Here is a 23,374-nt window from a genome sequence, read left to right on the forward strand (position 1 = left end):
AGACAAGCGATGACAGTGGAGTGCACCCGGCTTGCGTCCGGGCTGACAATAGCAACCCAATCGATGCCACATCTCGAAAGCGTGGCACTCGGCGTTTGGATCAAATCGGGTTCGCGTAACGAGACGGAAGCAGAACACGGTATCGCGCATCTGCTCGAGCACATGGCGTTCAAGGGCACGGGACGGCGCACCGCCCGCGAGATCGCCGAGGAAATCGAGAATGTCGGCGGCGAAGTCAACGCTGCCACCTCGACCGAAACCACCTCCTATTATGCCCGCGTTTTAAAGGATCACGTGCCGCTCGCCGTCGATATCCTTGCCGATATCCTGACGGAGTCCGCCTTCGACGAGGAAGAGCTGGCGCGCGAAAAGCAGGTCATCCTGCAGGAAATCAATGCGGCGAACGACACGCCAGACGATGTCGTATTCGACAAGTTTTCCGAAGTCGCCTATCGCGGCCAGACGCTCGGGCGCGCCATTCTGGGCACGCCAGAGACCGTCGTCTCCTTCTCGCCGGAACAGATCCGCCATTATCTCGGCCGCAACTACATAACCGACCGCATGTTCGTGGTGGCGGCCGGCGCTGTCGATCATGAAAGCTTCGTGCGTCAGGTCGAGGAGCGCTTCTCCAGCCTGCCGACGAAGCCGTCCGCTCCGCCCGTTATCGAGCCAGCCCGCTATATCGGCGGCAACATCCGGGAAACGCGCGACCTGATGGATGCGCAGATCCTGCTCGGTTTCGAGGGACGCGCCTATCACACCCGCGATTTCTATTGTTCGCAGATCCTCGCCAACATCCTCGGCGGTGGCATGTCCTCGCGCCTGTTCCAGGAAGTGCGCGAATTCCGTGGCCTCTGTTATTCGGTCTATGCCTTTCACTGGGGCTTCTCCGACACCGGCATCTTCGGCATCCACGCCGCGACCGGTGGCGAGAACCTGCCGGAATTGCTGCCCGTCATCGTCGACGAGCTGCACAAGTCGTCTCATGATATCCAGCAGCAGGAAATCGAGCGCGCCCGCGCCCAGATCCGTGCACAGCTCTTGATGGGCCAGGAAAGCCCGGCCGCCCGCGCCGGCCAGATCGCCCGGCAGATGATGCTTTATGGCCGCCCCATCCCGAACCAGGAGATGCTGGAACGCCTGGAAGGCATCACCATCGAGCGTTTGACGGATCTTGCCGGCCGGCTGTTCTTCGATACAGTACCGACGCTTTCGGCGATCGGGCCGCTGGAGCAGCTTGCACCGATGGAAGACATCGTCACGTCGCTGTCGTCGCCGGCCCCTGCTTCCAAAAGCGCAAGCGGCTAAGGGCACGCCGCGAGCCTATGGGTTCAATTCTCGGGGGAGTGCTTGGCGGCATGCAAAAATCTGTCTTTCGGTTTCTCTCACGTCATTCGGACGCGGTTGAACTCGAAAACGATACATATTTGCTGCGCCTGCCGCGCTACTCCGATTTCAACCAATGGCACAAGCTCCGGGCGGAGAGCCGCCGCTTCCTGGAACCCTGGGAGCCGACCTGGCGACATGACGAGCTGACGGAGGGCGCCTATCGGGCCCGCATCATCCGCGGAAAGCAGGAATATAGCTCCGGCCAGGCCATACCATTGTTCATCTTCCTCAGGGAAAACATGACGCTGGTTGGCGGGATTACGATCGGCTATATTCGCCGCGGTGCCGCGCAGAGCTGCATGATCGGATATTGGATGGGCGAACGCTATTCCGGTCAGGGCCATATGTTCGCCGCACTTCAATTGGTTATACCCTATATCTTTTCCGGACTTGAGTTGCACCGAATTGAAGCAGCCTGTATTCCGGACAATGAGCGTAGCATGCGGCTTTTGCAAAAAGCCGGTTTCCAGCGGGAAGGTCATTTGCGCGGTTATCTTAAAATCAACGGTCAGTGGCGCGACCATGTGATGTTTTCAAGGTTGGTGTCCGACACCAACCCGAACCGAAGCCTCGGCCAGCGATGATCGCCGGATTCACCCAGACGGGGACTATGGCCCGGCGGCTATATGCCGTTATCGCAACGCTTGCGGCCACCGTGATGCTGTTGATTGCCGGAATGGCGCATGCGGCAGAACCCGTGAAGATTTCGCGCGACGATACCGCTCTCGACCTGACGGCGACGACGGAGATCTACCGAAATCAAGGCGAGGCCTTTCAGGTTTCGACGGCCGCCGGGGCCGACGGCATCCGGCGCCGCATCGAGGTCCGCTCCTCCTCGCCGAACCACCAGGGCGACTGGGCGGTCTTCGCGCTCGCTAACGTTTCCGAAGAGCAGCTGGAGCGCGTGATCGTCGCCCCGCATTTCCGCCTGGTGAATTCGAAGGTCTTCTGGCCCGATCTCGGCTCGCAGCGCATCGTCGCGATCACGCCGAGCGAAGGTTTCGCGCTCGACCGTCAGCCAAGCGACGAGGCCGATGTCTTCCGCATCACGCTGAACCCTGGCGCCGTCGTCACTTTCGTTGCCGAGCTTTCGTCGCCGAACCTGCCGCAGCTCTATCTCTGGGAACCGAACGCCTACAAGGATACGGTCAACGCCTTCACGCTCTATCGCGGCATCGTGCTCGGCATCGCCGGCCTGCTGGCGGTGTTCCTGACCATCCTTTTCGTGGTCAAGGGCACGTCGATGCTGCCGGCGACGGCGGCTCTCGCCTGGGCGGTGCTCGGCTATATCTGCGTGGACTTCGGCTTCCTCGGCAAGCTCATCACCATAACCTCCGGCGACCAGCGAATATGGCGCGCCTGTGCGGAGGTGGCGCTCGCGTCGAGCCTGGTGATCTTCCTGTTCACCTACCTCAATCTCAATCGCTGGCATGCGCATCTCGGCTACGTGACGCTCGCCTGGGTGCTCGGCCTTGCCCTGCTCTTCGGCGTCGCGATCTACGATCCTTCGATCGCGGCCGGCATTGCACGGCTATCGCTGGCGCTGACGGCGACGGCGGGCCTGTTGCTCATCATCTATCTCGGCTTCAGCCGCTATGACCGTGCCATCCTGCTCGTGCCCGCCTGGGCGCTGATCCTCGTCTGGCTGTTTGGGTCCTGGATGACGGTCATGGGCAAGCTCGACAACGACATCATCCAGCCAGCCCTCGGCGGCGGCCTCGTCCTCATCGTCTTGCTGATCGGCTTCACCGTCATGCAGCATGCCTTTGCCGGCGGCGCCTTCCAGCAGGGCCTATTCTCGGATCTGGAGCGGCAATCCCTGGCGCTGACCGGCTCCGGCGACACCGTCTGGGACTGGGACGTGGCGCGCGACCGCGTGGTGACGACGCCAGATATCTCGATGAAGCTCGGTCTTTCGCCCGGCACCATGCATGGCGCGGCGCGCAACTGGCTGCCGCGGCTGCATCCCGATGACCGGGACCGTTTTCGCGCGACGCTCGACGTGCTTTTGGAGCATCGACGCGGCCGGCTGAACCACGAATTCCGCATCCGCGCGGAGGATGGGCATTTCCACTGGCTGTCGATCCGCGCCCGGCCGGTGCTGGGGTCGAACGGTGAGATCATTCGCTGCGTCGGCACGATCGTCGACATTACCGAGCAGAAGAATTCTGTCGAGCGGCTGCTGCATGATGCGGTGCACGACAATCTCACCGGATTGCCGAACCGCCAGGTCTTCCTCGACCGCCTGCAGGCCGTTCTGACGTTCGCATCGGATGGCAATCAGCTCCGGCCGACAGTCATGGTCATCGACATCGACCGCTACAAGCTCGTCAACGATACCCTTGGCTTCGCGGCGGGCGACAATATTCTTATCGCGCTGACGCGGCGCCTTCGCCGGCTGATGAAGCCGCAGGATACGTTGGCGCGCCTTTCCGGCGACCAGTTCGGCCTCATCCTCGTTTCCGAACGCGATCCGGCCAAGGTCGCGGATTTTGCCGATGCGATCAGCAAGGCGATCATGGTGCCGATCAATTTCGCCAATCGCGAGATCATCCTGACGGCATCGGTCGGGCTGACGTCTTGGGTCGACCAGCAGGAAAATGCGGCCGGCATGCTGAGCGATGCGGAACTTGCCATGTATCGCGCCAAACGCGCCGGCGGTAATCGCGTCGAGCCCTTCCAACCGGCCTTCCGCAGCTTCGGCACCGACCGGCTGCAGCTCGAAACCGATCTGCGCCGTGCCGTCGAACGCAAGGAACTTTCGCTGGTCTATCAGCCGATCGTCCGCCTGGAAGATGCCGAGGTCGCAGGCTTCGAGGCGCTGATGCGCTGGGAGCATCCCAAGCGCGGCAATATTCCGCCAACGGAATTCATTCCGATCGCGGAGGCCTCCGACATTATCGGCCCGCTCGGCATGTTCGCGCTCGAACAGGCGACCAACGACCTGAAGGCCTGGCAGCGACAGACCGGCGACCTGCCGCTGTTCGTCTCCATCAATCTTTCCAGCGTGCAGCTGCTCAACAACGAACTTTACGACGATATCCGTGCCCTGCTCGCCAAGACGCATTGCGACCCGAGCCGGATCAAACTTGAGCTGACGGAATCGCAGGTGATGGAGAATCCGGAGCAGGCGCGGCTCGTGCTCGACAAGTTGCGCGACGCCGGCATCGGCTTGGCGCTCGACGATTTCGGCACAGGCTATTCGTCGCTCGCCTATCTCACCCGCTTCCCCTTCGACACGATCAAGCTCGACAAGGCCATGGTCCGCGACGACAGCGACAAGAAGGCGGTCCTATTGCGCTCGGTCATTTCCATGGCGCGCGAACTCAATATGCGGGTCGTCGCCGAAGGCATCGAATCCGAAGAGGATGCGCTGGAGCTTGCCAAGATCGGCTGCACTTACGGCCAGAGCTTCATCTTCGGGCCGCCTATGGGATCGGATTCGGTGCTGCGTCTATTGAAGGAACGCTTTCCGCTGACGAAGCGCGCCTAATCCCTCCCCTACATGGCGCTGATGGATTGCAACGCCGCTCAGGCAGTGGCGATCAGGTCCCTTATGTAGTCGAGCTTCGCAACTACCGGCGGCGAGAGGATGAAGGGATAGGAATCCGGCTGTCCCATGCTGCGCTGAATGGAATTGATCGCCACGCTCAACGGGATCCAGGCGTTGACAAGCTGTTCGGCGCTTTCAGCCTCATAGGGATTGAAATCCACCTCAGCGGCCATGTCATGATAGCGATAGGGGTCGATCGCCAGCCCGAAGGAACGCGCCGTTTCCAGCGTATCGACGATATGCAGATAATGCGCGAAGCACTCGGCAAAATCCTCCCACGGATGCGCGCTTGCATAGGCGCTGATGAAGCTCTCCTGCCAGTTCGCGGGCGGGCCAATGTCGTAATGGGCCTGAAGCGCCGCACCGTAATCCGCGCGCTCATCGCCGAAGACAGCGCGAAAGCCGTCGAACTGCCCCCGATCCCGGACAAGCTTGTTCCAGATGAAATGGCCGGTCTCATGGCGGAAGTGACCGAGCAAGGTACGATAGGGCTCGTTCATGGAGGTGCGCGTCTGTTCGCGCGTCACATCATCCGCCTCGGCGGCACGAATGGCGATCAGCCCTTCCTCATGGCCGGTCATGGCCGGGACGACGGTGCCACCCTGCACTTCATCTTCGAGGAAATCGAACACCAGGCCACCATCCGGATCCTGCTGCCGATCGGGATGCGGCAAATTCCAGCGCAGCAGGGAATAGAACAGATGCCTCTGCGCCTGACCGATACGCCGCCAGCGGTCTATACCCTGCTGCGTATCGGTATTCGGTACCAGCCGATTATGACGGCAGGCGACGCAATAGGGCTGAGGATCATCGGCATCGACGAGCCAGTTGCAGATGTCGAGCGCGGCATTGGCGCAGAAGTGCATAGGCCGCCCGGGCTCGGAAACCGGATGCCATGTCACATCGTCATCGGCGTCGAGCGCATAGATCACCAGGCGATCCGGAACGAAGCCGAGTTGATGGCCGCAGCGGACGCACCGCCTGTTATCGAAATGGACGGGCTGGCCACAATGGCCACAGGTGAAAAGCCGCATGCTCCCCTCGGAAAAGACGATCGGTGAGAATAAAGAGCCTGCCACGTTTCCGTAACAGGCTCTTCCTCCCAACATCGCTGCTACAACGTCAATTCAGGCGGAGCAGCGACCATGGATTGGTAAATGCAAACCGGCCGGTCACATCCGGTCGACTGCGCCTTTGACCTTGTCCTTGGCCTTGCCAACGGCGGTCTGCACCTTACCCTTGGCTTCCTGTGCAGCGCCTTTGGCGCGCATGCCCTTGTCGTTGGTCGCCTTGCCGGCCATCTGCTTGGCCTTGCCGGCGATTTCGTTCACCTTACCGGATACCTTGTCGGTCGTGCTGCTCATGTCTGATGCCTCCCTGGCTTGCACGGCGGAATTACCGTTGCGCTGCCGGGAAAACGTCACAGCGGCTATTTCGTTCCGAAACAGTGCAAGTCAGCTCAGCTATGGCCGGCATGCGGCGATAGCATTGCGGGGTTGATGCCCATGAGCGCCAAGGCGCGATCATACTTATTGTCGAGGCTGCGGTCGAAGATCAGTTCTTCGTTCGCCGGGCAGTTCAGCCAGCCATTATTGCCGATCTCCGCCTCGAGCTGACCGGCGCCCCAGCCAGCGTAACCGAGCAGCATCGTCGCACGCTTCGGACCGCTCCCCTTGGAAATGGCCCGAACGATATCGAGCGTTGCCGTCAGGCTGATATCGTCACTGACCGGAATGCTGCTGTCGCTGAGGTAATCGTCGGAATGCAAGACGAAGCCGCGCCCGCTTTCAACCGGACCGCCGGTCTGGATGGGAAAATCTCGCGCGCCTTGCGGAAGCACGATGGCATCGTCGTCCTTGATCATTTCGAGATGCAAGAGGACGTCGGTGAATGTCAGCTTTTGGGCCCGATTGATGACGAAACCCATGGCACCTGCATCGGAATGGGCACAGATATAAACCACCGTCCGGTGGAAGTTCCGATCCTCCATGCCCGGCATGGCGATCAGGAACTGACCGTCGAGAAAACCTCTTTCGCGTCTATTCTTCAGCGTCGATAGGGACATCGTGCCTCCTGACCGCAGTCTGCAACTGCACCGCCTGTAATCAAGATGGGGCAATGTCATAAATCAATCAACTGAAAATGATCATTTCCCTCTTCCGTCATGCTAGCTCCTGGCGGTCCGATCCGTTAAATCCTTGTTTCATGATTGGAATAAGCACTCTCGCACGCCTCTCGGCATTGTTCGCCGCCACTCTATTCACCGCCGCGACGACCCATGCCGCCATGAGCGAATGGATGGACAATCAAGGCGGACGCATGCGCCTGGTGGCGCTTGCGCCTGACGCGGAAGGACATATCCGGGCCGCCTTGCAGATCGAACCGGCACCCGGCTGGATCACCTATTGGCGCGAGCCCGGCCAGGGCGGAATTCCGCCCCAGGTGACGCCGGCACCCGATAGCGGCGTGACGCTGGAAAAGGCCGGCTATCCAGTGCCGAAGCAGATCACGGTCGGCAATATCAAGGAGATCGGCTATGATGCGCCGGTGACCTTGCCGCTCGATTTTCGCGTCACCGGCAAGACACCGGCGGAACTCAAGCTGACTGCTTTCGTGGGCCTCTGCAAAGAAATATGCATCCCCTTCCAGGCTGATTATTCATTGCCGCTGCCGGCGGGCGGGCAGCCGACCTCGCATGAACTGGCCCTGCTGGATGCAGCAAAAGCGCTGCTGCCGGAAACTCCTTCATCCGATTTCGCCGTTCAGAGCTATCAAATCTCCGCCGACGCCAAGCAGCTTTCGCTGCGGCTGGCATTGCCGGAGGCAACCGGCGATGCGCCGATGATCTACGTGACGGGACCGTCGGGCTATGTGTTCTTCCAGCAAGTGAACGCGAAGCGGGATGGAAGCAGCTTCTCGACCGATATCGAGATCGGCAAGCTGCCGAAGAATTATGATCCGAAGGGCAAGAGCTGGGGCATTCTGGTCATCGACGGTGATCGGGCCATGGAAACCACACTTGCGCTCGAATAGGTCGGACCTATAGTTTCCTGCAAAAGCCCCCTAATCACGACGCAAGGAGAGAACCATGTCTATCGCCATCGGCGACACGCTGCCTGCCGCCACCTTCAAGGAAAAGACCGCCGACGGCCCGGTCGAGATCAGCACCGAGCAGCTGTTTGCCGGCAAGCGCGTCGTGCTCTTTGCCGTGCCCGGCGCGTTTACGCCCACCTGCTCGCTCAATCACCTACCGGGCTTTCTCGAGAACCGCGACACCATTCTCGCCAAGGGCATCGATGACATCGCCGTGGTTGCCATCAATGACTGGCATGTCATGGGCGCCTGGGCACAATCATCAGGCGGCCTGGGCAAGATCCATTTCCTCGCCGACTGGGACGGCTCCTTCACTAAGGCGCTCGGCCTCGATGTCGACCTCTCCGCCGGCGGCCTCGGCATTCGCTCCAAGCGCTATTCCATGCTGGTGGAAGACGGCGTGGTGAAGACGCTCAACATCGAGGAAAGCCCCGGCCAGGCAACGGTTTCGGGTGCTGCGGCGATGATCGAGCAGCTTTAAGATTTCCATGGATTTAGGGAGCAGGCCGCGCCGCGGCCCGCTTCCGACTTAAATGCCGGGACACAGGCAATTTGTCAGGCTTTCTCACTCTGTGCCCTTATGCCCGCTCGTTACACGGATATAATAACCGTCCGGGTCCATAATGCGAAAATCACGCATGCCCCACGGCTGCAAGGCAAGCTCAGACACCGGTTGGCCATAGGTTCTGGCCGTTTCATATGAGCCCTCTATATCCGCAACGCTCAGCACGATTTCGACACCAAGGCCAAGCCGCTCGCCATTAGCAGCCAGCAAGGGATGATCGGATCCGAGGGCCTCCCGGCTATTAACGGAGATGGCAGCCTCACCATTCGAGAGCATTGTATATTGCTTGCTTGGTTCGCCAATCACTTGGAAACTCAATGCCTGGCAATAGAATTCTATCGACGCACCGACATCGGCGACAAATAGCTCCAATCTTAGTTTCACGACATCTCCTCTCGCAGGCTCGCTCCCACAACCTTAGCATTGCGAGGATAAACTCGTTGCGGCCATCATGGCGAGAAGGCAGCAACGGAAACGGCTGTAAATTTCCGATCTTGTTCCCTGCGAACGGTGGGCCGTTCACTCTCCGCCTCTTTTTCGCCGCATTCCATTGGCTATTACACGTAATGTTATTACATAATTGAAAGCCCCGGCATGCCTTTTGACCGTGATCCTCTCGCGCCATCCCTCATGGGGCGCTCCGCCTTGGTGCGCCTTGCCTATGTTGCGATCGGCATTGCGGTGCTCTGGGCGGCCATCGGCTGGGCGGTGGCCTTGGCATGAACGATCTGATCCGCCTCAACAACCTCACTGTCACCTATGAGCGTCATCCGGCCGTGCACCACATCTCGGGCGGTTTTGCCGCCGGCAGCCTGACGGCTATTGCCGGGCCGAACGGGGCCGGCAAGTCGACATTGCTCAAGGCGATGATTGGCGAATTGCGTCCGGCGGGCGGATCGATCGATCGAGGGGTGCTGACGCGCAACGATTTCGGCTATCTGCCGCAGGCGGCCGAGATGAACCGCCGCTTTCCCATTTCGGTTGCCGATACTGTCATGCTCGGCGCCTGGAAGAATGCCGGCGCTTTCGGCCAATTCTCCCGAAAAGATGCCGAGCGGGCGCGCGAGGCGCTGGGCATCGTCGGTCTGTCCGGCTTCGAAAGCCGGCATATCGGCTCGCTTTCCGCCGGGCAGTTCCAGCGCGTCCTCTTCGCCCGATTGCTGCTACAGGACGCGCGCGTCATCCTGCTGGACGAACCCTTTACTGCGATCGATCAACGCACGACGCGCGATCTTCTCGACCTCGTGCTGCGATGGAACCGGGAGGGACGCACAGTCATCGCCGTGCTGCACGATTTCGATCAGGTGCGAAGCTATTTCCCCGAAACGCTCCTGATCGCCCGCGAACTTGTGGGATGGGGCGGGACGGAAGAGGTTATGAGCGCGACGAACCTCATCAAGGCGCGCGCCATGGCCGAACGTTGGGATGAGGAAGCCGAAGCATGCCTGCCGGAAGAGGAGCATGACGAGGGCGGCTTGGCAAAGAGGGAGCCGGCCGAATGACAGTCTACGACATCTTCCTCGCGCCCTTCGCCGATTATGGCTTCATGCGGCGCGCGCTGATTGCCTGCGTCTGCCTCGGCCTCGGCTCCGGGCCGATCGGCGTTTTCCTGATGCTCAGGCGCATGAGCTTGATGGGCGATGCCATGAGCCATGCCGTCCTGCCCGGGGCGGCCATCGGCTATTTGATTGCCGGCTCGCTGTCGCTGACGGCCATGGGGCTTGGCGGGCTCGTGGCCGGCCTTTCCGTGGCACTGCTATCAGGTCTCGTCAGCCGTGCGACCGTGCTGCAGGAAGATGCGAGCTTTGCCAGTTTCTATCTGACCTCGCTGGCGCTCGGCGTCCTCATCGTGTCGCTGCGCGGCTCCAACATCGATCTGCTGCATGTGCTCTTCGGCACCATTCTCGCAATCGATGCGCCTGCCCTCTACCAGATCGGCGCGATCACGACGGCGACGCTGCTCGCACTCGCCGTCATCTACCGGCCGCTCGTCATGGAATGCTTCGATCCCGGTTTCCTGCGCGCCGTCGGCGGACGCGGACCGCTCTATCACTTCCTGTTTTTGCTGCTGGTCGTGCTCAATCTGGTGGCAAGCTTTCAGGCACTCGGCACGCTGATGGCCGTCGGGCTGATGATGCTGCCGGCGGCCGTGGCGCAGCTCTGGTCGCGCAGCCTGCCTGCCATGATGACAATCGCAACGGGTACGGCGATGGCTTCAGGCTATCTCGGCCTTATTGCTTCCTACCATCTCGAATTTGCTTCAGGCCCGACCATCATCATCACCGCCAGCCTGATCTACGGCTTCTCCATTCTCTTCGCACCCTCGGGCCTTGCCCGGCGGTTCTTCCCCCGTCCCCATCTCCGGGGCTAATCCGAACAAGGAGACTCGCATGAACAAACAGAGACTGCTTCTCTCGGCGGCAGCGGCGGTCTTCGTCGCCTTCGGCGTCGCTGCACCCGCTTCCGCCGAGACGCTCAATGTCGTCGCGTCCTTCACCGTGCTTGCCGACGTGGTCAAGCATGTCGGCGGCGACCATGTGAAGGTGTCGAGCCTCGTCGGCCCGAACGGCGATCCCCATGAATTCGAGCCCTCGCCGGCCGATGCCAAGACGCTGAAGGCCGCCAAGGTCGTGTTCGTCAGCGGTGAGGGCCTGGAAGGCTGGATGGACCGCCTGATCAGCGCATCCGGCTACAAGGGAGCGCCTGTTGTCGCTTCCGAGGGCGTCAACACCCGCACCATGGTCGACGACGGCAAGACGATCACCGATCCGCACGTCTGGAACAGCCCGGTCAATGTGAAGGTCTGGGTCGCCAATATCGAAAAGGCTCTTTCCGCCGCCGATCCGGCCGACGCCGCCGATTTCAAGGCCAATGCCGAGCGCTACACGAAGGTTCTGACCGAGCTTGATGCCTATGCGCACAGCAAGTTCGACAAGATCCCGGACGATCGCCGCAAAGTGCTGACCAGCCACGACGCCTTCGGTTACTTCGGCCGCGAATACAAGGTCAGCTTCCTGTCGCCGCTTGGCGTTTCTACGGAAACGGAAGCGTCGGCCGCCGAGGTCGCCAAGCTGATCGAGCAGATCAAGGCCGAGCAGGTGAAGACTTATTTCTTCGAGAATTCGAACGATCCGCGCCTCGTCAAGCAGGTCGCCAAGGCAACCGGCGCCGAACCCGGCGGCGAGCTCTATGTCGAATCGCTTTCCAAGGCCAACGGACCGGCTTCGACTTACGAAAAAATGTTCCGTTATAACGTTGAGCAACTCGCGGCAGCGATGGCGAAATCGAGCTGAGACAGCCGAACAAGCATGGCCGTGGACATATGCCCGCGGCCTCCTCTCAAGGACAAGATCCAATACAAAGCATGCCGTAGCGCTGAGGCTTTGACGGCAAATGCATAATAAGTTATATAACTTATTATGTGATGGAGTTGGGAAGCGCCATGGTCGAGGATATCGTGAAATCGCTGGGATTCCTTTGTCTCGGCAGCCGCTTTCGCCGTATCGGCGAACGACTTCAGGCAGACACACAGCAGATTATGGAGGAGCTCGGCGTCTCACTCCAGTCTGCTCAATATCCCTTCCTGGCCGCGATCGACCGGGCTGGCCCGCTTACCATCGGCGAACTTGCCCAAGCTGTCGGCATCACCCAGCCGGGCGCCACGCGCACCGTCTCTCAGCTTTTGGAACTGGGTTATGTCGACATGCAGGCCTCGCCCGAAGACCAGCGCCGAAGACTGGTCTCGCTGACGCCGCAAGGACAGGAACTCATCGATTATTCGAAACGATTCGTCTGGCCGCGTATCCAACAGGCGGTAACCGAACTCTGCGGCGAGAGTTCCGGGCCGATCCTGCAACAACTCGCGGCAATCGAGGACGGGCTTGCCGAAGCGCCGCTTGCCCGTCGGGGCAGTCCCGACAAGGAGCAGAAACGATGAGCCATATTCTCGACCGACCGGCCTGGAGCGCGCTGCGAACCGCCCACGCGACGCTGGCCGAAGGCAGCGAGCTCGCTCTCCGCTATCCGCCTTCCATCGTGCCTTTCGCCGCGCCTGCCGATGATACGGCGGAAAGCCTGGAGGCCTTGCAGAGCCTGCCGGCCGCCGACGAGATCATGGCGCTCGTGGAAGCCGTCCCCCTCCCACTCCCCCAGGGCTTGGCAATCGTCTCCGAAGGCAAGCTGGTGCAGATGATCGCGGAACGACCCTATGAGCAGATCTTCGACAGCCGGATCGAACCGCTGACGGAAGCCGATGCAACAGAGATGCTTGCCCTGGCCACGCTGACCAAACCCGGCCCGTTTACGCTGCGCGCCCAAAGTCTCGGCACGTTTTGGGGTGTGAAGATCGATGGTCGCCTCATTGCCATGGCCGGCCAGCGCATGCGCCAGCCTGGCTTTACCGAACTCAGCGGCCTTTGCACCCATCCCGATTTTCAAGGGCGCGGCCTCGGCACCCTGCTCTTCCGCTTCGTTGCAGGCGAGATCTCAGCGAGAGACGAAACCGTCTACCTGCATGCCTATGCCACGAACACATCTGCGATCTCGCTTTACAACGCGATGGGCTTCCGCTCGCGCTCCGAGATGAACCTCCGTGTCGTCGTGCCCAGGCGGCCAGCATGACCATGGCCGCAGTCTGCGCCTACAGCCCGTTCATTAAAGATTGAAATCGAAGACCATCAGGCCGGCCAGGCCGCCATCCGTGGACGAAACGATCCGGTCGCCGACGGCGACATGATCGGGATGCACCAGATAGGCATCACGCGCTTCGACACTTTCAAAGGTGACGACAAATCCGTCCGCGAAACCGCCATGCAGCCCCTCGGGCGAGACGTTCGGTCCATATTTGAAATCGACAATGCCCGGAATGACCTTCTGCAAGGCGGCGACCGATTCGAAGAGCGCCCTCTTCTCGTCCTGTGTCATGGCGGATTTGAGCCTAAGAAAAACGCAATGCAGGATCATCAGTCAATCTCCCTGGAAGTCGGGAGCAGCATAGAGGGAAAGGGCAGCGGGGCAAGGCACCGATTCGCGAACATTGCGTTCCAGGCGGCGGGGCGAATGGCAACGTGTTCAGCTCGAAGCGCAGCTCACGCCGATAGATGGTATTTGGCTGTTGCGATGATGTCACGCGTCAATTCGGCAAGCCGATCGGCGGCGAGGCGGCTCACCTGCCAATATAATGGAATGTCCAACGGGGTGTCGGGAATAAGCTCGATCAAGCGCCCGGCCTGTAGATGTTCCCGCACGAGCTGGACGGGATTCATGCCCCACGCCATGCCTGAGAGGCTGGCATCGACGAAGCCTTGAGTCGACGGCAGCCAGTGGCTCGGATAGGCAAAATCCTTTCCGAATGTCTGGCGTATCCACTGGCTTTGAAGCCTGTCCTTCTGGTTGAAGGTCAAGGCCGGTGCATTCATGACCGCTTCCGGGGTCACGCCCGCTTTAAAATGCCGGGCGATGAAATCGGGGCTTGCAGTCGCATGATAGCGGAGCGCGCCGAGGAATGTGCGCCGGCATCCCTGGATCGGCTTTTCCAGGCTGGTGACGGCCGCAATCACCCGCCCGCGCTGCAGCCATTCGGCGGTATGATCCTGATCGTCGATGGCGATATTCAACAGATAGGGAGAGCGTTTGGCAAAACCCGATATGGCTTCCACGAACCACGTCCCGAGGCTATCGGCATTCGTGGCAATGTGAAGCGTTACCTTTTGCTTGGGCTCCCCCGGATCGACGAGCGTCGGCAGGCGTCCGAAAAGCTCGTCTTCCAGCATGCCGACATTTTCCATATGGCGGCAGAGCCATTCGCCCTTCTCCGTCGCGGTGCAGGGATTGCCCCTGATGATCAGAACGACGCCGAGGCGCTCCTCAAGCTGTTTCACCCGCTGCGAGACCGCTGACGGCGTCACGTTCAGAATGCCCGCAGCCTTTTCGAAGCTGCCGGTTTGTACGATCATCGAGACGGCACGGAGAGCCGAATAGTCGAGCATGGCTTAGTTTTTCTTAATTGGGATTAGCAACATTAATTAGCCTAAATCCACATATGGCGATACCGAAATGCTCATTCGTTTCGGAGCATTTCGCTAGAGTCTTTCGCTTTTGCGCAATTCCGGACGGAAAACCGCTTCGCACTTTTCCTGGAATTGCTCCAAGCATGAATTTTTCGATTTACCTGACGGGCCTCACGATGGGGCTTAGCTTGATTGTCGCGATCGGCGCGCAAAACGCTTTCGTCCTGCGCCAGGGCCTTCGCAACGACCATGTATTCGCCGTCTGTCTTGCCTGCGCGCTTTCCGATGCCGCGCTCATCGTGCTTGGCGTGACGAGTTTTCGGCAGATTGCCGCCCTGCTTCCCTGGCTCGATCCGGTCATGCGCTATGCGGGAGCGGCCTTCCTCATCTGGTATGGAGCCAGGAGCCTCCATTCCGCCTTTCGTTCGTCGGCGGTACTGGCTGCCGGAGAGGCGAAATCATCGAGTTTTCGGCAGACACTTGCTATGTGCCTGGCGCTCACCTGGCTCAACCCGCATGTCTATCTCGATACCGTCGTGCTGCTCGGCACGATCTCGACCCGGTTCCCCGGGCACGAGATTTCGTTTGCAACGGGTGCCATGACGGGCTCTTTCCTGTTCTTCTTTTCGCTCGGCTTCGGCGCGAGATGGCTAAGGCCGATCTTCGCCAAACCCGCCTCCTGGCGCATTCTGGAAACGCTCATCGCTTTTGTCATGTGGATGATTGCCACCAAACTATTGAGCGGGATATGACTTGCGCGGCCTATTCATGGGCAAACAACCGGTTTTCGATCGCTGCGGTTGTCCGGAGCTCGATGAAGGATGAAGACAATCATGACGCTCTTTACTGGTCTTTCGGCCTTTCCCATTACCCCGGCCGATGCTTCCGGACGCGTTGATACTGCAGCGCTCACGCGTCTGCTTGAACGCATCCATCTGGCCGGCGCCGATTCCGTTGGCTTGCTCGGCAGCACCGGCGGCTACGCCTTTCTTTCACGCGACGAGCGTCGGCGCGCCGTGCAGGCGGCGATGACAAGTGTCGGCGGCAAAATGCCTGTCATCGTCGGTGTCGGAGCCTTGCGGACCGACGAAGCGCAGGCATTGGCGCGCGACGCCAAGGCTGCCGGCGCGGTCGGGCTGTTGCTTGCCCCCATGTCCTATACGCCGCTGGTGGAGGAAGAGGTCTACCAGCATTTCGCCGCCGTCGCGGAGGCCGGCGATCTCCCGCTCTGCATCTATAACAATCCAGGCACGACGAAATTTACCTTCAGCCACGAACTGATTGCGCGGCTGGCAAAGGTGGCGAATATCGGGGCGGTGAAGATGCCCTTGCCGCAAGGAGGCGATTTCCAGGGAGAGATGGCACGTCTGCGCCAGGAAACGCCAAAGGGCTTCGCTATCGGCTATAGCGGCGATTGGGGAGCGGCGGCCGGGCTACTGGCGGGTTGCGACGCTTGGTATAGCGTGATCGCCGGTCTTCTGCCCGCCGAAGCACTGGCCCTCACAAGGGCGGCCCAAGCCGGCGACACCGCCGAAGCCGAACGGCTCGATCAAAAGTTCCAGCCGGTATGGAGCTTGTTCGAGGAGTTCGGCAGCTTCCGTGTGATGTACGCGATTGCGGAAGCACTCGATCTTTGCAGCATCGATCCGCCGCGCCCGATCTTGCCGCTCTCCGCAGCCGAAAAGCCGCGCGTGAGAAGCGCACTCGATCACATCCTGATGTGATCGCTTCAATGCGGCTCGGCAATTCCTATCTCATCGCCAGCGGGCCTACTTCTTCTTGAAAGGCTCCATGCCCTTGCGCGCCAGCTCGTCGGCCCGCTCGTTTTCCGGGTGCCCTGCATGGCCCTTGACCCAGTGCAGCGTCACCTTGTGCCTGTTATAGGCCTCATCCAGCGCCTGCCAGAGCTCGGCATTCTTCACCGGCTTCTTGTCGGCGGTCTTCCAGCCGTTCTTCTTCCAGCCGAAGATCCATTTGGTGATGCCGTCCTTGACGTAGACGCTGTCGGTATAGAGATCGACCTCGCACGGCGTCTTCAGGGCGCCGAGCGCCGAGATCGCCGCCATCAGCTCCATGCGGTTGTTGGTCGTATTCGCCTCGCCGCCGGAGAGGTCTTTCTCCACCTCGCCGTAGCGAAGTACCGCCCCCCAGCCGCCGGGACCGGGATTGCCGGAGCAGGCGCCGTCCGTAAAAATATCGACGTGCTTCATGCCTTCAGCCCATATTCGGCTGATGAAGCGATCTGGCGGTGGAAGCGCAGCTTGCGCAGATATTCGATCGGATCCTTCTTGGTGACCATCGCACCGGCCGGGGTTGTCAGCCAATCATAGAGGCGCGTCAGGAAGAAACGCAGCGCCGAGCCGCGGGCAAGCGTCGGCAAGGCGGCGATTTCTGTTGCGCTCAGCGGCCGCACACTCTGATAGCCCTCGAGCAGCGCCATGCCCTTGGTGATGTTGTAGGCATGGTCCTTTTCGAAGCACCAGGCATTGAGGCAGATCGAGACGTCGTAGGCGAGCTGATCGTTACAGGCGAAATAGAAATCGATCAGGCCGGACAGCGTGTTGCCGAGGAAGAAGACATTGTCCGGGAAAAGATCGGCATGGATGACGCCTTCCGGCAGGTTTTTCGGCCAATGCTTTCCAAGGAAATCGAGTTCGCTGCGGATCTCATCCTGCAGGCCGGCCTCGACCTCATCGGCGCGCGCCTCGGACTTCTCCCAGAGCGTCTGCCAGCCCTCGAGCGACAGCGCGTTTGGGCGGCGGATGTCGAAACCTTCGCCGGCAATATGCATGGCGGCCAGCGCCTTGCCGACTTCGCGGCAATGATGCGCCTCGGGCTTGCGCAGCCACATGCCTTCGAGGAAAGAAATCAGGGCGGCAGGGCGGCCGGAGAGATGGCCGAGCAAGGCGCCGTCACGGCGCGGCAAGGGCAACGGGCAGGACAGGCCGCGGCTCGCAAGGTGCTGCATCAACCCAAGGAAGAACGGCAGATCGCCTTTGTCGACGCGCTTCTCGTAAAGCGTCAGGATCAGCGGATCGCGGCTCGTATGCAGCAGGAAGTTCGAATTCTCGACGCCTTCGGCAATGCCCTTGTAGGAGAGCAACTCGCCGACATCATACTCGGTCAGGAACCACTTCAAATCGTCTTCGGTAATATCGGTATAAACGGCCACGAAACAGTCCTGAACTTGAGCGCCTTGGGTCGGCTATTCGCCGTTGACGAAAGCCATGTCTGATGTCGTCAGCTCTATACTGCGAAGCTCGCGATTGACGAGGAAATTCTCGGTTTCCTTCACAGTTTCAGCAAGTTCCACGACGGCATTATAGCGAGCGCGGAACGCTTCGATGATCTCGTTGACGATGACTTCTGGCGCAGATGCACCAGCCGAGAGGCCGACTGTTTTGATGTCGCCGACATTGTCCCAGTCGATCTCCGAGGCACGTTGGACGAGAACGGATTTCTTCGCCCCTGCCCTGAGCGCCACTTCGACGAGACGCTTGGAATTGGAGGAATTCGGCGCGCCGACGACGATGAAGAGATCGCAACCCGGAGCCGCCTCCTTCACCACTTCCTGGCGGTTGGTCGTGGCATAGCAGATCGAGTCCGCCGCGGGCGCGGTCAGATTGGGGAAGCGCTCCTGCAGGCGTGCGATGACGCCGGCGGTATCGTCGACCGAGAGCGTCGTCTGAGTGACGAAACCGAGATTGTCGGGATCATCAGGCTGGTAGACGTCAGCATCCTCCACCGTCTCGATCAGCGACACGGCTCCCTCGGGCAGCTGGCCCATGGTGCCGATCACTTCCGGATGGCCGGCATGGCCGATCAGCACGACATGGCGGCCGAGGCGATTGTGGCGCATCGCCTGCTTGTGCACTTTGGAGACCAGCGGACAGGTGGCATCGAGATAGAAGAGATTGCGCGCATCGGCGTCCGCCGGCACGGATTTCGGCACGCCATGGGCCGAGAAGACGACGGGCTGGGCGCGATGCTCGGCCGGGATTTCGTTCAGCTCCTCGACGAAGATGGCGCCCTTGGCCTCCAAGCCTTCGACGACATAGCGATTGTGTACGATCTCGTGGCGGACATAAACCGGCGCGCCATAGGCCTTCAGCGCCAGAACGACGATCTGGATGGCGCGGTCGACGCCGGCGCAGAAGCCGCGCGGCCCGCAAAGCCGGATGGTCAGGTCAGGTTTGGAAACGGCTACGTTCATATCTCTTCCGAAATGCGCGACGATGACTTGAGCATAGATAAGGCTGCCCGACGCCTGCGTCATCTAGTCCGCATGATTCTTATCCAAAAACCGCTGCGCACTTGTTGGGATCATGCTCTAGACGAATATTCCGTCGAAATGAAGCCATTTTGGCAACTGGATCGTCATTTTGCGTTCCTCATCCGTTCTTGATATGAGGATTGCAATCAGCTCGGCACAAGCGCGGTGATCCACAAGAGTGCCTATCGAGCGGTGCCGTATCTGCGGTCGTGCGCCCGCGATACCGCTGGGCTAAAGCCACTCAGCGAACGGACGAAAAGTCAGTAGGTACAAGGAAACTGCTCGCTATCCGTTCGATGATCTGCCCGTTAGCTTCGCTGGCAGCTCTCACGCTCAGCCACTCAACGTCTGTGACAAATGCGGACCACTTCGCCTCTCGCTCAGCTAGACTTTCCCACCTCAGCAAGTAGGTGAGTTGGTTGCTGTCGGGGCCCACAGCAGTCGTCCAGAATCCGGCTTGCTCGATACCAAGCCTCTTCCAAATGCCGAGCGTGTGAACTCGAAAGCGCGCAAGTAAATCGGGGAAACGACCAGGAACGGCGAGATAAACTCTCTGTTCGTATATCATGCTCATTTCCAGGTTACGGGATTGCATGTGATTGAAACATCTATATTCGTCCAGCGGGTAGCGTCAAGCGACGCGAAGAATTGCCCCCTATCGCCTCACCCAAGAATGTTACCGACGTTGCTGGCGCTGAGGCGGTCGATCTCCCAGTCTCAGACCTCAAGTTCACTCAATTGGAATGAGCGACTATTGTTGTGCGACAAGCCATCGGTGATCGAGAGAGCTCGGTCTACACGAGCCGGATGTGATCTCGATGGACGTTCATCGAGAACCGGCAGTATTGCAAGAGCGTCATCTAGCTTGTAGCCGGCCTTACGCATGGCAGCTCTATTGCCGATTTCACTGGCTCGGCGCATCCGGATGACGTTTGCGCCACAAGGATATGGCGACGATCGCTGCCAGCGCCACCGCCAAGCCATACCAGGTCACCGCATATTGCAGGTGATTGTTCGGCAGATCGATGATCGTGACGCCGCCGATCGGCAAGCCCTCTGGATTGGGTGTCTTGTCGGCATCGATGAAGAACGGCAGCACCTTGTCCTTCGGCAAGCCGACGCTCTCCGCCATGACGTCCAGATCCTTCCAGTAGAAAATGTTCTTGGCGAGATCATTGTCCGGCATGCCGTCGGACCGTTCGGTAAGTTTGGCTCGGGCAAGGCCGGTGATCGCCTGTTCGCCGGTCAGTTCGCCTTGCTTGCGCTTTTCAGGCTCTTTTGCCTCGGAGGGCACGAAGCCTCGATTGACGAAGACGTAGCGGCCATCGACCAACTGCAATGGCGTATAGACATGAAAACCGGGATCGCCGTCATAGGTGGCGAGGAAATGCCGCTCCTTGTCGTTCAGATAATGGCCGGTGGCGGTCACCACGCGATATTCGATGTCCCCGCCGGAGGCAGCCATCGCCTCGATCGCCGACAGCGGCAGGGCCGGCGCATCCTTGCGCGCGGCGATATCGGCCAGCAGGCCTTCCTTCCACTGCAGTCGCTCGACCTGCCAGGTGCCGAGCCCGATTAGGATGACGAGAGCAACGAGCAGGAGCAATGCCTTGCCGATCTGCCACAAGGGATTGGCGCGACGGGCTGGCATGCTTGCCTCAGTCACCGCTGATGCGCCCTTCGCTGGCATTGTTGCGATATTGAAGCGCAATCAGAATGCCCTTGCACCAGCGCAGGGAAAGCAGCGACAGGATGATGGTCAGCGGCGCGAACAGCACGATATAAACCCAGATCGGCGGCGCATAATTGACCTGCATCCACAGGACCAGACCGATGATGATGAAACCGACGATCAGGATGACGAAGACGGCCGGACCGTCGCCGGCATCGGCGAAGGCATAGTCGAGATCGCAGGCCGCGCAGCGCGGCTTCAGCGACAATAACCCGTTGAAGAGCTTGCCCTGGCCGCAACGCGGGCAACATCCCTGGATGCCGACCTTGAAAGGATCGACGGGCGCAAAGAGAGCGCTGTCGCTATGGGGCGTCCCGTCCGGCGTCTTGTCTTGCTCTGAGGTCAAAGTTCTGTCTCTATCAGCCTGCCATTGCGGGCGAACATATAAATCTCGCCCCTGTCATCATCAGTAACCGCCATGAGCGCATCCGTCCAATCGAAAAGCTCGGATATCACCGTCATCCGCCTGGAAAGCATGCAAAAGGATTAGGTTCATGGCATTCAGCGAAGCCTCGCCGCCCGGCCACGTCGTCATTCTGAACGGTGCGCCACGATCCGGAAAAAGCAGCATCGTCGAGGTGATCCAGGCCGAATTCGAGGGCGTGTGGGTCAATCTCGGTGTCGACGCTTATGTGCGGCATATGACGCCCCCGCGCTATCGCCCGGGCATCGGCTTGCGCCCCGGCGGCGAGCGGCCCGATCTCGAGCCATTGGTTCAGCGCTTTTATGCCGCACTCTATGCCTCGATCGCCGCGCACAGCCGCATGGGGCTGAATGTCGTCGCCGAATTCGGCCATCACGACGCCTATTCGCAACCGCTGGGTATCCTTGCCGATTGCGCCCGCCTGCTGGCGGGCCTATCCGCTTTGTTCATCGGCGTGCGCTGCCCGCTTGACGTCGTGATGCAGCGGCGGCTGGCGGAAGGGCCGGAAAGACAAGGCACCTACGTGACGGTCGAGGCTGGTATGCCTATCCCCACGCCGGTCATGGCCTGGCAGGAGCAAGTGCATCGGCCCGGTATCTACGATCTGGAAGTCGATACGTCGGTGAACGGTCCTGAGGACTGTGCCGAGCAAATCCGACGATTGCTTGCCGGAGGCTTGCACCATCCCACTGCTTTCGAGAGGTTGGCATCGGGGACGTAAGACCCAAAACAAAAGGCGGACGCTGAGCGCCCGCCTTTTGCTATCGAAAGATCGAAACCGATCAGCCAGCCGCGACCGGCGCGCCCCAGCTGCCCCAGATATAGATGCAGAAGAACAGGAACAGCCAGACGACGTCGACGAAGTGCCAGTACCAGGCGGCCGCTTCGAAGCCGAAATGCTGCTTCGGCGTGAAATCGCCCCTGATGGCGCGGAGCAGGCAGACGATCAGGAAGATCGTGCCGACCAACACGTGGAAACCATGGAAGCCGGTCGCCATGAAGAAGGTCGCGCCATAGATCGAGTTTCTGAATTCGAACGGCGCATGGGCATATTCATAGGCCTGCACGCAGGAGAACAACGCGCCGAGCAGAACGGTCAGCGTCAGGCCCTGGATCAGCCCCTTGCGGTCGCCATGCAGCAGCGCATGGTGCGCCCAGGTGACTGTCGTGCCCGACAGCAGCAGGATGATGGTGTTGTAGATCGGCAGGTGCCAGGGATCCAGAACCTCGACGCCCTTCGGCGGGAACTGGCCGCCGAGGAAGGCCGTGCGCGATGCCTGGATCGCCTCGTTCGGGAACAGGCTGACGTCGAAATAGGCCCAGAACCAGGCGACGAAGAACATCACCTCGGAGGCGATGAACATGATCATGCCGTAGCGCAGATGCAGCGATACGACGCGGGTATGCGCGCCCTCATGCGCTTCCTTGATCGTGTCGGCCCACCAGCCGTACATAACGTAGAGGATTACGGCGAGGCCGATGAAGAACAGCCAGGGCTGCGCCCAATTGATCCCGAACAGATGCACCGCACCGCCATTGAGATAGCGCATGAAGCAGACACCGCCGAAGGTGATCACGAAGGCCCCGAGGGCCGCGGTAATCGGCCATGCGCTGGGCTCGATAATGTGATAATCGTGTTTTCTCTGATGCACTTCGGCCATATCAGCAATCCCCGAATAACTTTTCCCATATTGCTCCCGGTCGAACCGAAAGCACTCTCCATCAAAGTTTCTTTTCCACCGGCTTTGCAGCGCCGTCATTGGATGCCACGGGCTTTACGCCCTCCCGCGGGTAATAGGTATAGGACAGTGTCAGCGCGTTGATCGTCTTGGTTTCCACAGCCCTGGTGATCTCGGGATCGACATAGAAAACCACCGACATCTCACGCTTTTCGCCGGGTGCGAGATCCGTCTCATTGAAGCAGAAGCACTGGACCTTGTTGAAATAGACCCCGGCTTCCAGCGGAGAGACGTTGAAGATCGCCTGGCCGCGCTCCATCTTGTCCGACTTGTTCTCGATCTCGAACCTGACCTCGACCGTCTCGCCGATCTTCGGACTTACCGACTTCTGCAGCGGCTTGAAATCCCAGGGCAGACCGGGTGCGACATTGGCGTCGAAGGAAACCTGAATCTGCTTGTCGAGGATGACGTTCGAGACCTGCTCGACGCGCTGCGTCGTGCCGTTATAACCCGTCACCTGGCAGAACATGCGATAGAGCGGCACGGCAGCGGCACACATGGCGCTCATGCCGACGACGAAGCTCAGGCACATGGCAACGATCATCCCGTTGCTACGGCCGCCGCTTCTCGTGCTCTTTGTGACCTCCCCCTCCATCAC

At 60.2% G+C, this 23,374-nt stretch carries 28 protein-coding genes; 14 read left to right on the top strand and 14 right to left on the bottom strand.

Annotation, left to right across the window (positions count from 1 at the left end; genetic code table 11):
• The first annotated feature begins 9 nt into the window (after window positions 1-9).
• Genes FP026_RS23445 through FP026_RS23455 form a run of 3 tightly spaced genes read left to right on the top strand, consistent with a single transcriptional unit; the run spans window position 10 to window position 4,882 of the window.
• On the top strand, window positions 10-1,308 hold the full coding sequence (locus tag FP026_RS23445) for a M16 family metallopeptidase (protein ID WP_149636980.1): 1,299 nt from the start codon (window positions 10-12) through the stop codon (window positions 1,306-1,308).
• Between the two features lie 50 nt (window positions 1,309-1,358).
• Entirely contained in the window at window positions 1,359-1,973 is a 615-nt protein-coding gene (locus FP026_RS23450) for a GNAT family N-acetyltransferase (RefSeq protein WP_149636981.1), read from the top strand.
• Window positions 1,970-4,882, top strand: a complete 2,913-nt coding sequence (locus FP026_RS23455) for an EAL domain-containing protein (RefSeq protein WP_149636982.1) — start codon at window positions 1,970-1,972, stop codon at window positions 4,880-4,882. The genes FP026_RS23450 and FP026_RS23455 overlap by 4 nt, the downstream gene beginning before the upstream one ends.
• A gap of 38 nt (window positions 4,883-4,920) precedes the next feature.
• Here FP026_RS23455 and FP026_RS23460 read toward each other — a convergent pair whose 3' ends face one another.
• From FP026_RS23460 to FP026_RS23470, 3 genes are all read right to left on the bottom strand, one after another.
• Complete coding sequence (locus FP026_RS23460) at window positions 4,921-5,976, bottom strand: zinc-binding metallopeptidase family protein (protein ID WP_149636983.1); 1,056 nt, start codon at window positions 5,974-5,976, stop codon at window positions 4,921-4,923.
• A 138-nt stretch (window positions 5,977-6,114) separates the two neighbouring features.
• Window positions 6,115-6,306 carry a CsbD family protein gene (locus FP026_RS23465; RefSeq protein WP_149636984.1) on the bottom strand — a complete coding sequence of 64 codons (192 nt, stop codon included), beginning with the start codon at window positions 6,304-6,306 and terminating at the stop codon, window positions 6,115-6,117.
• Between the two features lie 95 nt (window positions 6,307-6,401).
• Window positions 6,402-7,007 carry a YqgE/AlgH family protein gene (locus tag FP026_RS23470; RefSeq protein WP_149636985.1) on the bottom strand — a complete coding sequence of 202 codons (606 nt, stop codon included), beginning with the start codon at window positions 7,005-7,007 and terminating at the stop codon, window positions 6,402-6,404.
• A gap of 140 nt (window positions 7,008-7,147) precedes the next feature.
• On the opposite strand from FP026_RS23470, the gene FP026_RS23475 reads away from it, so the two are divergent.
• Entirely contained in the window at window positions 7,148-7,975 is an 828-nt protein-coding gene (locus FP026_RS23475) for a protein-disulfide reductase DsbD domain-containing protein (RefSeq protein WP_149636986.1), read from the top strand.
• Window positions 7,976-8,030: 55 nt separating this feature from the next.
• Window positions 8,031-8,516, top strand: a complete 486-nt coding sequence (locus tag FP026_RS23480) for a peroxiredoxin (protein WP_149636987.1) — start codon at window positions 8,031-8,033, stop codon at window positions 8,514-8,516.
• Window positions 8,517-8,600: 84 nt separating this feature from the next.
• On the opposite strand, the gene FP026_RS23485 is transcribed toward FP026_RS23480, so the two are convergent.
• Window positions 8,601-8,984, bottom strand: a complete 384-nt coding sequence (locus tag FP026_RS23485) for a VOC family protein (RefSeq protein ID WP_149636988.1) — start codon at window positions 8,982-8,984, stop codon at window positions 8,601-8,603.
• Window positions 8,985-9,194: 210 nt separating this feature from the next.
• On the opposite strand from FP026_RS23485, the gene FP026_RS30785 reads away from it, so the two are divergent.
• The 6 genes from FP026_RS30785 to FP026_RS23510 all read left to right on the top strand — a co-directional run bounded on the left by FP026_RS30785 (window position 9,195) and on the right by FP026_RS23510 (window position 13,220).
• Window positions 9,195-9,323 (top strand): hypothetical protein, encoded by a 129-nt coding sequence (locus FP026_RS30785; RefSeq protein WP_281408611.1) that lies wholly within the window; start codon window positions 9,195-9,197, stop codon window positions 9,321-9,323.
• On the top strand, window positions 9,320-10,102 hold the full coding sequence (locus FP026_RS23490) for a metal ABC transporter ATP-binding protein (RefSeq protein WP_149636989.1): 783 nt from the start codon (window positions 9,320-9,322) through the stop codon (window positions 10,100-10,102). Before FP026_RS30785 ends, FP026_RS23490 begins: the two co-directional genes overlap by 4 nt.
• Window positions 10,099-10,971 carry a metal ABC transporter permease gene (locus FP026_RS23495; protein ID WP_149636990.1) on the top strand — a complete coding sequence of 291 codons (873 nt, stop codon included), beginning with the start codon at window positions 10,099-10,101 and terminating at the stop codon, window positions 10,969-10,971. Before FP026_RS23490 ends, FP026_RS23495 begins: the two co-directional genes overlap by 4 nt.
• A 19-nt stretch (window positions 10,972-10,990) precedes the next feature.
• Complete coding sequence (locus FP026_RS23500) at window positions 10,991-11,893, top strand: metal ABC transporter solute-binding protein, Zn/Mn family (protein ID WP_149636991.1); 903 nt, start codon at window positions 10,991-10,993, stop codon at window positions 11,891-11,893.
• A 149-nt stretch (window positions 11,894-12,042) separates the two neighbouring features.
• The gene (locus tag FP026_RS23505; RefSeq protein WP_149636992.1) at window positions 12,043-12,537 is read left to right on the top strand and encodes a MarR family winged helix-turn-helix transcriptional regulator; all 495 of its coding nucleotides are present in this window, start codon (window positions 12,043-12,045) and stop codon (window positions 12,535-12,537) included.
• Window positions 12,534-13,220, top strand: coding sequence for a GNAT family N-acetyltransferase (locus FP026_RS23510; protein WP_149636993.1), 687 nt, complete (start codon window positions 12,534-12,536; stop codon window positions 13,218-13,220). Before FP026_RS23505 ends, FP026_RS23510 begins: the two co-directional genes overlap by 4 nt.
• A 33-nt stretch (window positions 13,221-13,253) precedes the next feature.
• On the opposite strand, the gene FP026_RS23515 is transcribed toward FP026_RS23510, so the two are convergent.
• A complete protein-coding gene (locus FP026_RS23515; protein WP_149636994.1) occupies window positions 13,254-13,562 on the bottom strand; it encodes a Dabb family protein in 309 nt (102 codons plus the stop codon).
• Between the two features lie 125 nt (window positions 13,563-13,687).
• Entirely contained in the window at window positions 13,688-14,587 is a 900-nt protein-coding gene (locus FP026_RS23520) for a LysR family transcriptional regulator ArgP (RefSeq protein ID WP_149636995.1), read from the bottom strand.
• Window positions 14,588-14,751: 164 nt separating this feature from the next.
• On the opposite strand from FP026_RS23520, the gene FP026_RS23525 reads away from it, so the two are divergent.
• Both FP026_RS23525 and FP026_RS23530 read left to right on the top strand, forming a co-directional pair.
• Window positions 14,752-15,360 (top strand): LysE/ArgO family amino acid transporter, encoded by a 609-nt coding sequence (locus tag FP026_RS23525; RefSeq protein WP_149636996.1) that lies wholly within the window; start codon window positions 14,752-14,754, stop codon window positions 15,358-15,360.
• An 81-nt stretch (window positions 15,361-15,441) separates the two neighbouring features.
• Window positions 15,442-16,332: a dihydrodipicolinate synthase family protein gene (locus FP026_RS23530; protein ID WP_149636997.1), complete on the top strand. Its 891-nt coding sequence runs from the start codon at window positions 15,442-15,444 to the stop codon at window positions 16,330-16,332.
• Between the two features lie 45 nt (window positions 16,333-16,377).
• On the opposite strand, the gene rnhA is transcribed toward FP026_RS23530, so the two are convergent.
• The 6 genes from rnhA to FP026_RS23560 form a co-directional block, all read right to left on the bottom strand.
• Complete coding sequence (gene rnhA, locus FP026_RS23535; protein ID WP_149636998.1) at window positions 16,378-16,818, bottom strand: ribonuclease HI; 441 nt, start codon at window positions 16,816-16,818, stop codon at window positions 16,378-16,380.
• Complete coding sequence (locus tag FP026_RS23540) at window positions 16,815-17,780, bottom strand: homoserine kinase (protein ID WP_149636999.1); 966 nt, start codon at window positions 17,778-17,780, stop codon at window positions 16,815-16,817. Before FP026_RS23540 ends, rnhA begins: the two co-directional genes overlap by 4 nt.
• 33 nt (window positions 17,781-17,813) lie before the next feature.
• Window positions 17,814-18,821 (bottom strand): 4-hydroxy-3-methylbut-2-enyl diphosphate reductase, encoded by a 1,008-nt coding sequence (gene ispH / locus FP026_RS23545; protein ID WP_149637000.1) that lies wholly within the window; start codon window positions 18,819-18,821, stop codon window positions 17,814-17,816.
• A gap of 301 nt (window positions 18,822-19,122) precedes the next feature.
• The gene (locus FP026_RS23550; protein ID WP_149637001.1) at window positions 19,123-19,449 is read right to left on the bottom strand and encodes an NIPSNAP family protein; all 327 of its coding nucleotides are present in this window, start codon (window positions 19,447-19,449) and stop codon (window positions 19,123-19,125) included.
• Window positions 19,450-19,785: 336 nt separating this feature from the next.
• A complete protein-coding gene (locus tag FP026_RS23555) occupies window positions 19,786-20,532 on the bottom strand; it encodes an SURF1 family protein (protein WP_149637002.1) in 747 nt (248 codons plus the stop codon).
• Between the two features lie 7 nt (window positions 20,533-20,539).
• Window positions 20,540-20,959 (bottom strand): DUF983 domain-containing protein, encoded by a 420-nt coding sequence (locus tag FP026_RS23560; protein WP_149637003.1) that lies wholly within the window; start codon window positions 20,957-20,959, stop codon window positions 20,540-20,542.
• Between the two features lie 148 nt (window positions 20,960-21,107).
• On the opposite strand from FP026_RS23560, the gene FP026_RS23565 reads away from it, so the two are divergent.
• On the top strand, window positions 21,108-21,758 hold the full coding sequence (locus FP026_RS23565) for a chloramphenicol phosphotransferase CPT family protein (RefSeq protein ID WP_149637004.1): 651 nt from the start codon (window positions 21,108-21,110) through the stop codon (window positions 21,756-21,758).
• Between the two features lie 61 nt (window positions 21,759-21,819).
• Here the strand turns inward: FP026_RS23565 and FP026_RS23570 are convergent, their stop codons facing one another.
• Both FP026_RS23570 and FP026_RS23575 read right to left on the bottom strand, forming a co-directional pair.
• Window positions 21,820-22,698, bottom strand: coding sequence for a cytochrome c oxidase subunit 3 (locus FP026_RS23570; protein ID WP_149637005.1), 879 nt, complete (start codon window positions 22,696-22,698; stop codon window positions 21,820-21,822).
• A gap of 61 nt (window positions 22,699-22,759) precedes the next feature.
• Window positions 22,760-23,371 (bottom strand): cytochrome c oxidase assembly protein, encoded by a 612-nt coding sequence (locus FP026_RS23575; RefSeq protein ID WP_149637006.1) that lies wholly within the window; start codon window positions 23,369-23,371, stop codon window positions 22,760-22,762.
• Window positions 23,372-23,374: the final 3 nt, after the last annotated feature.

The organism is Martinezella tropici, assembly GCF_008370325.1.
GTDB lineage: Bacteria > Pseudomonadota > Alphaproteobacteria > Rhizobiales > Rhizobiaceae > Rhizobium > Rhizobium tropici_B.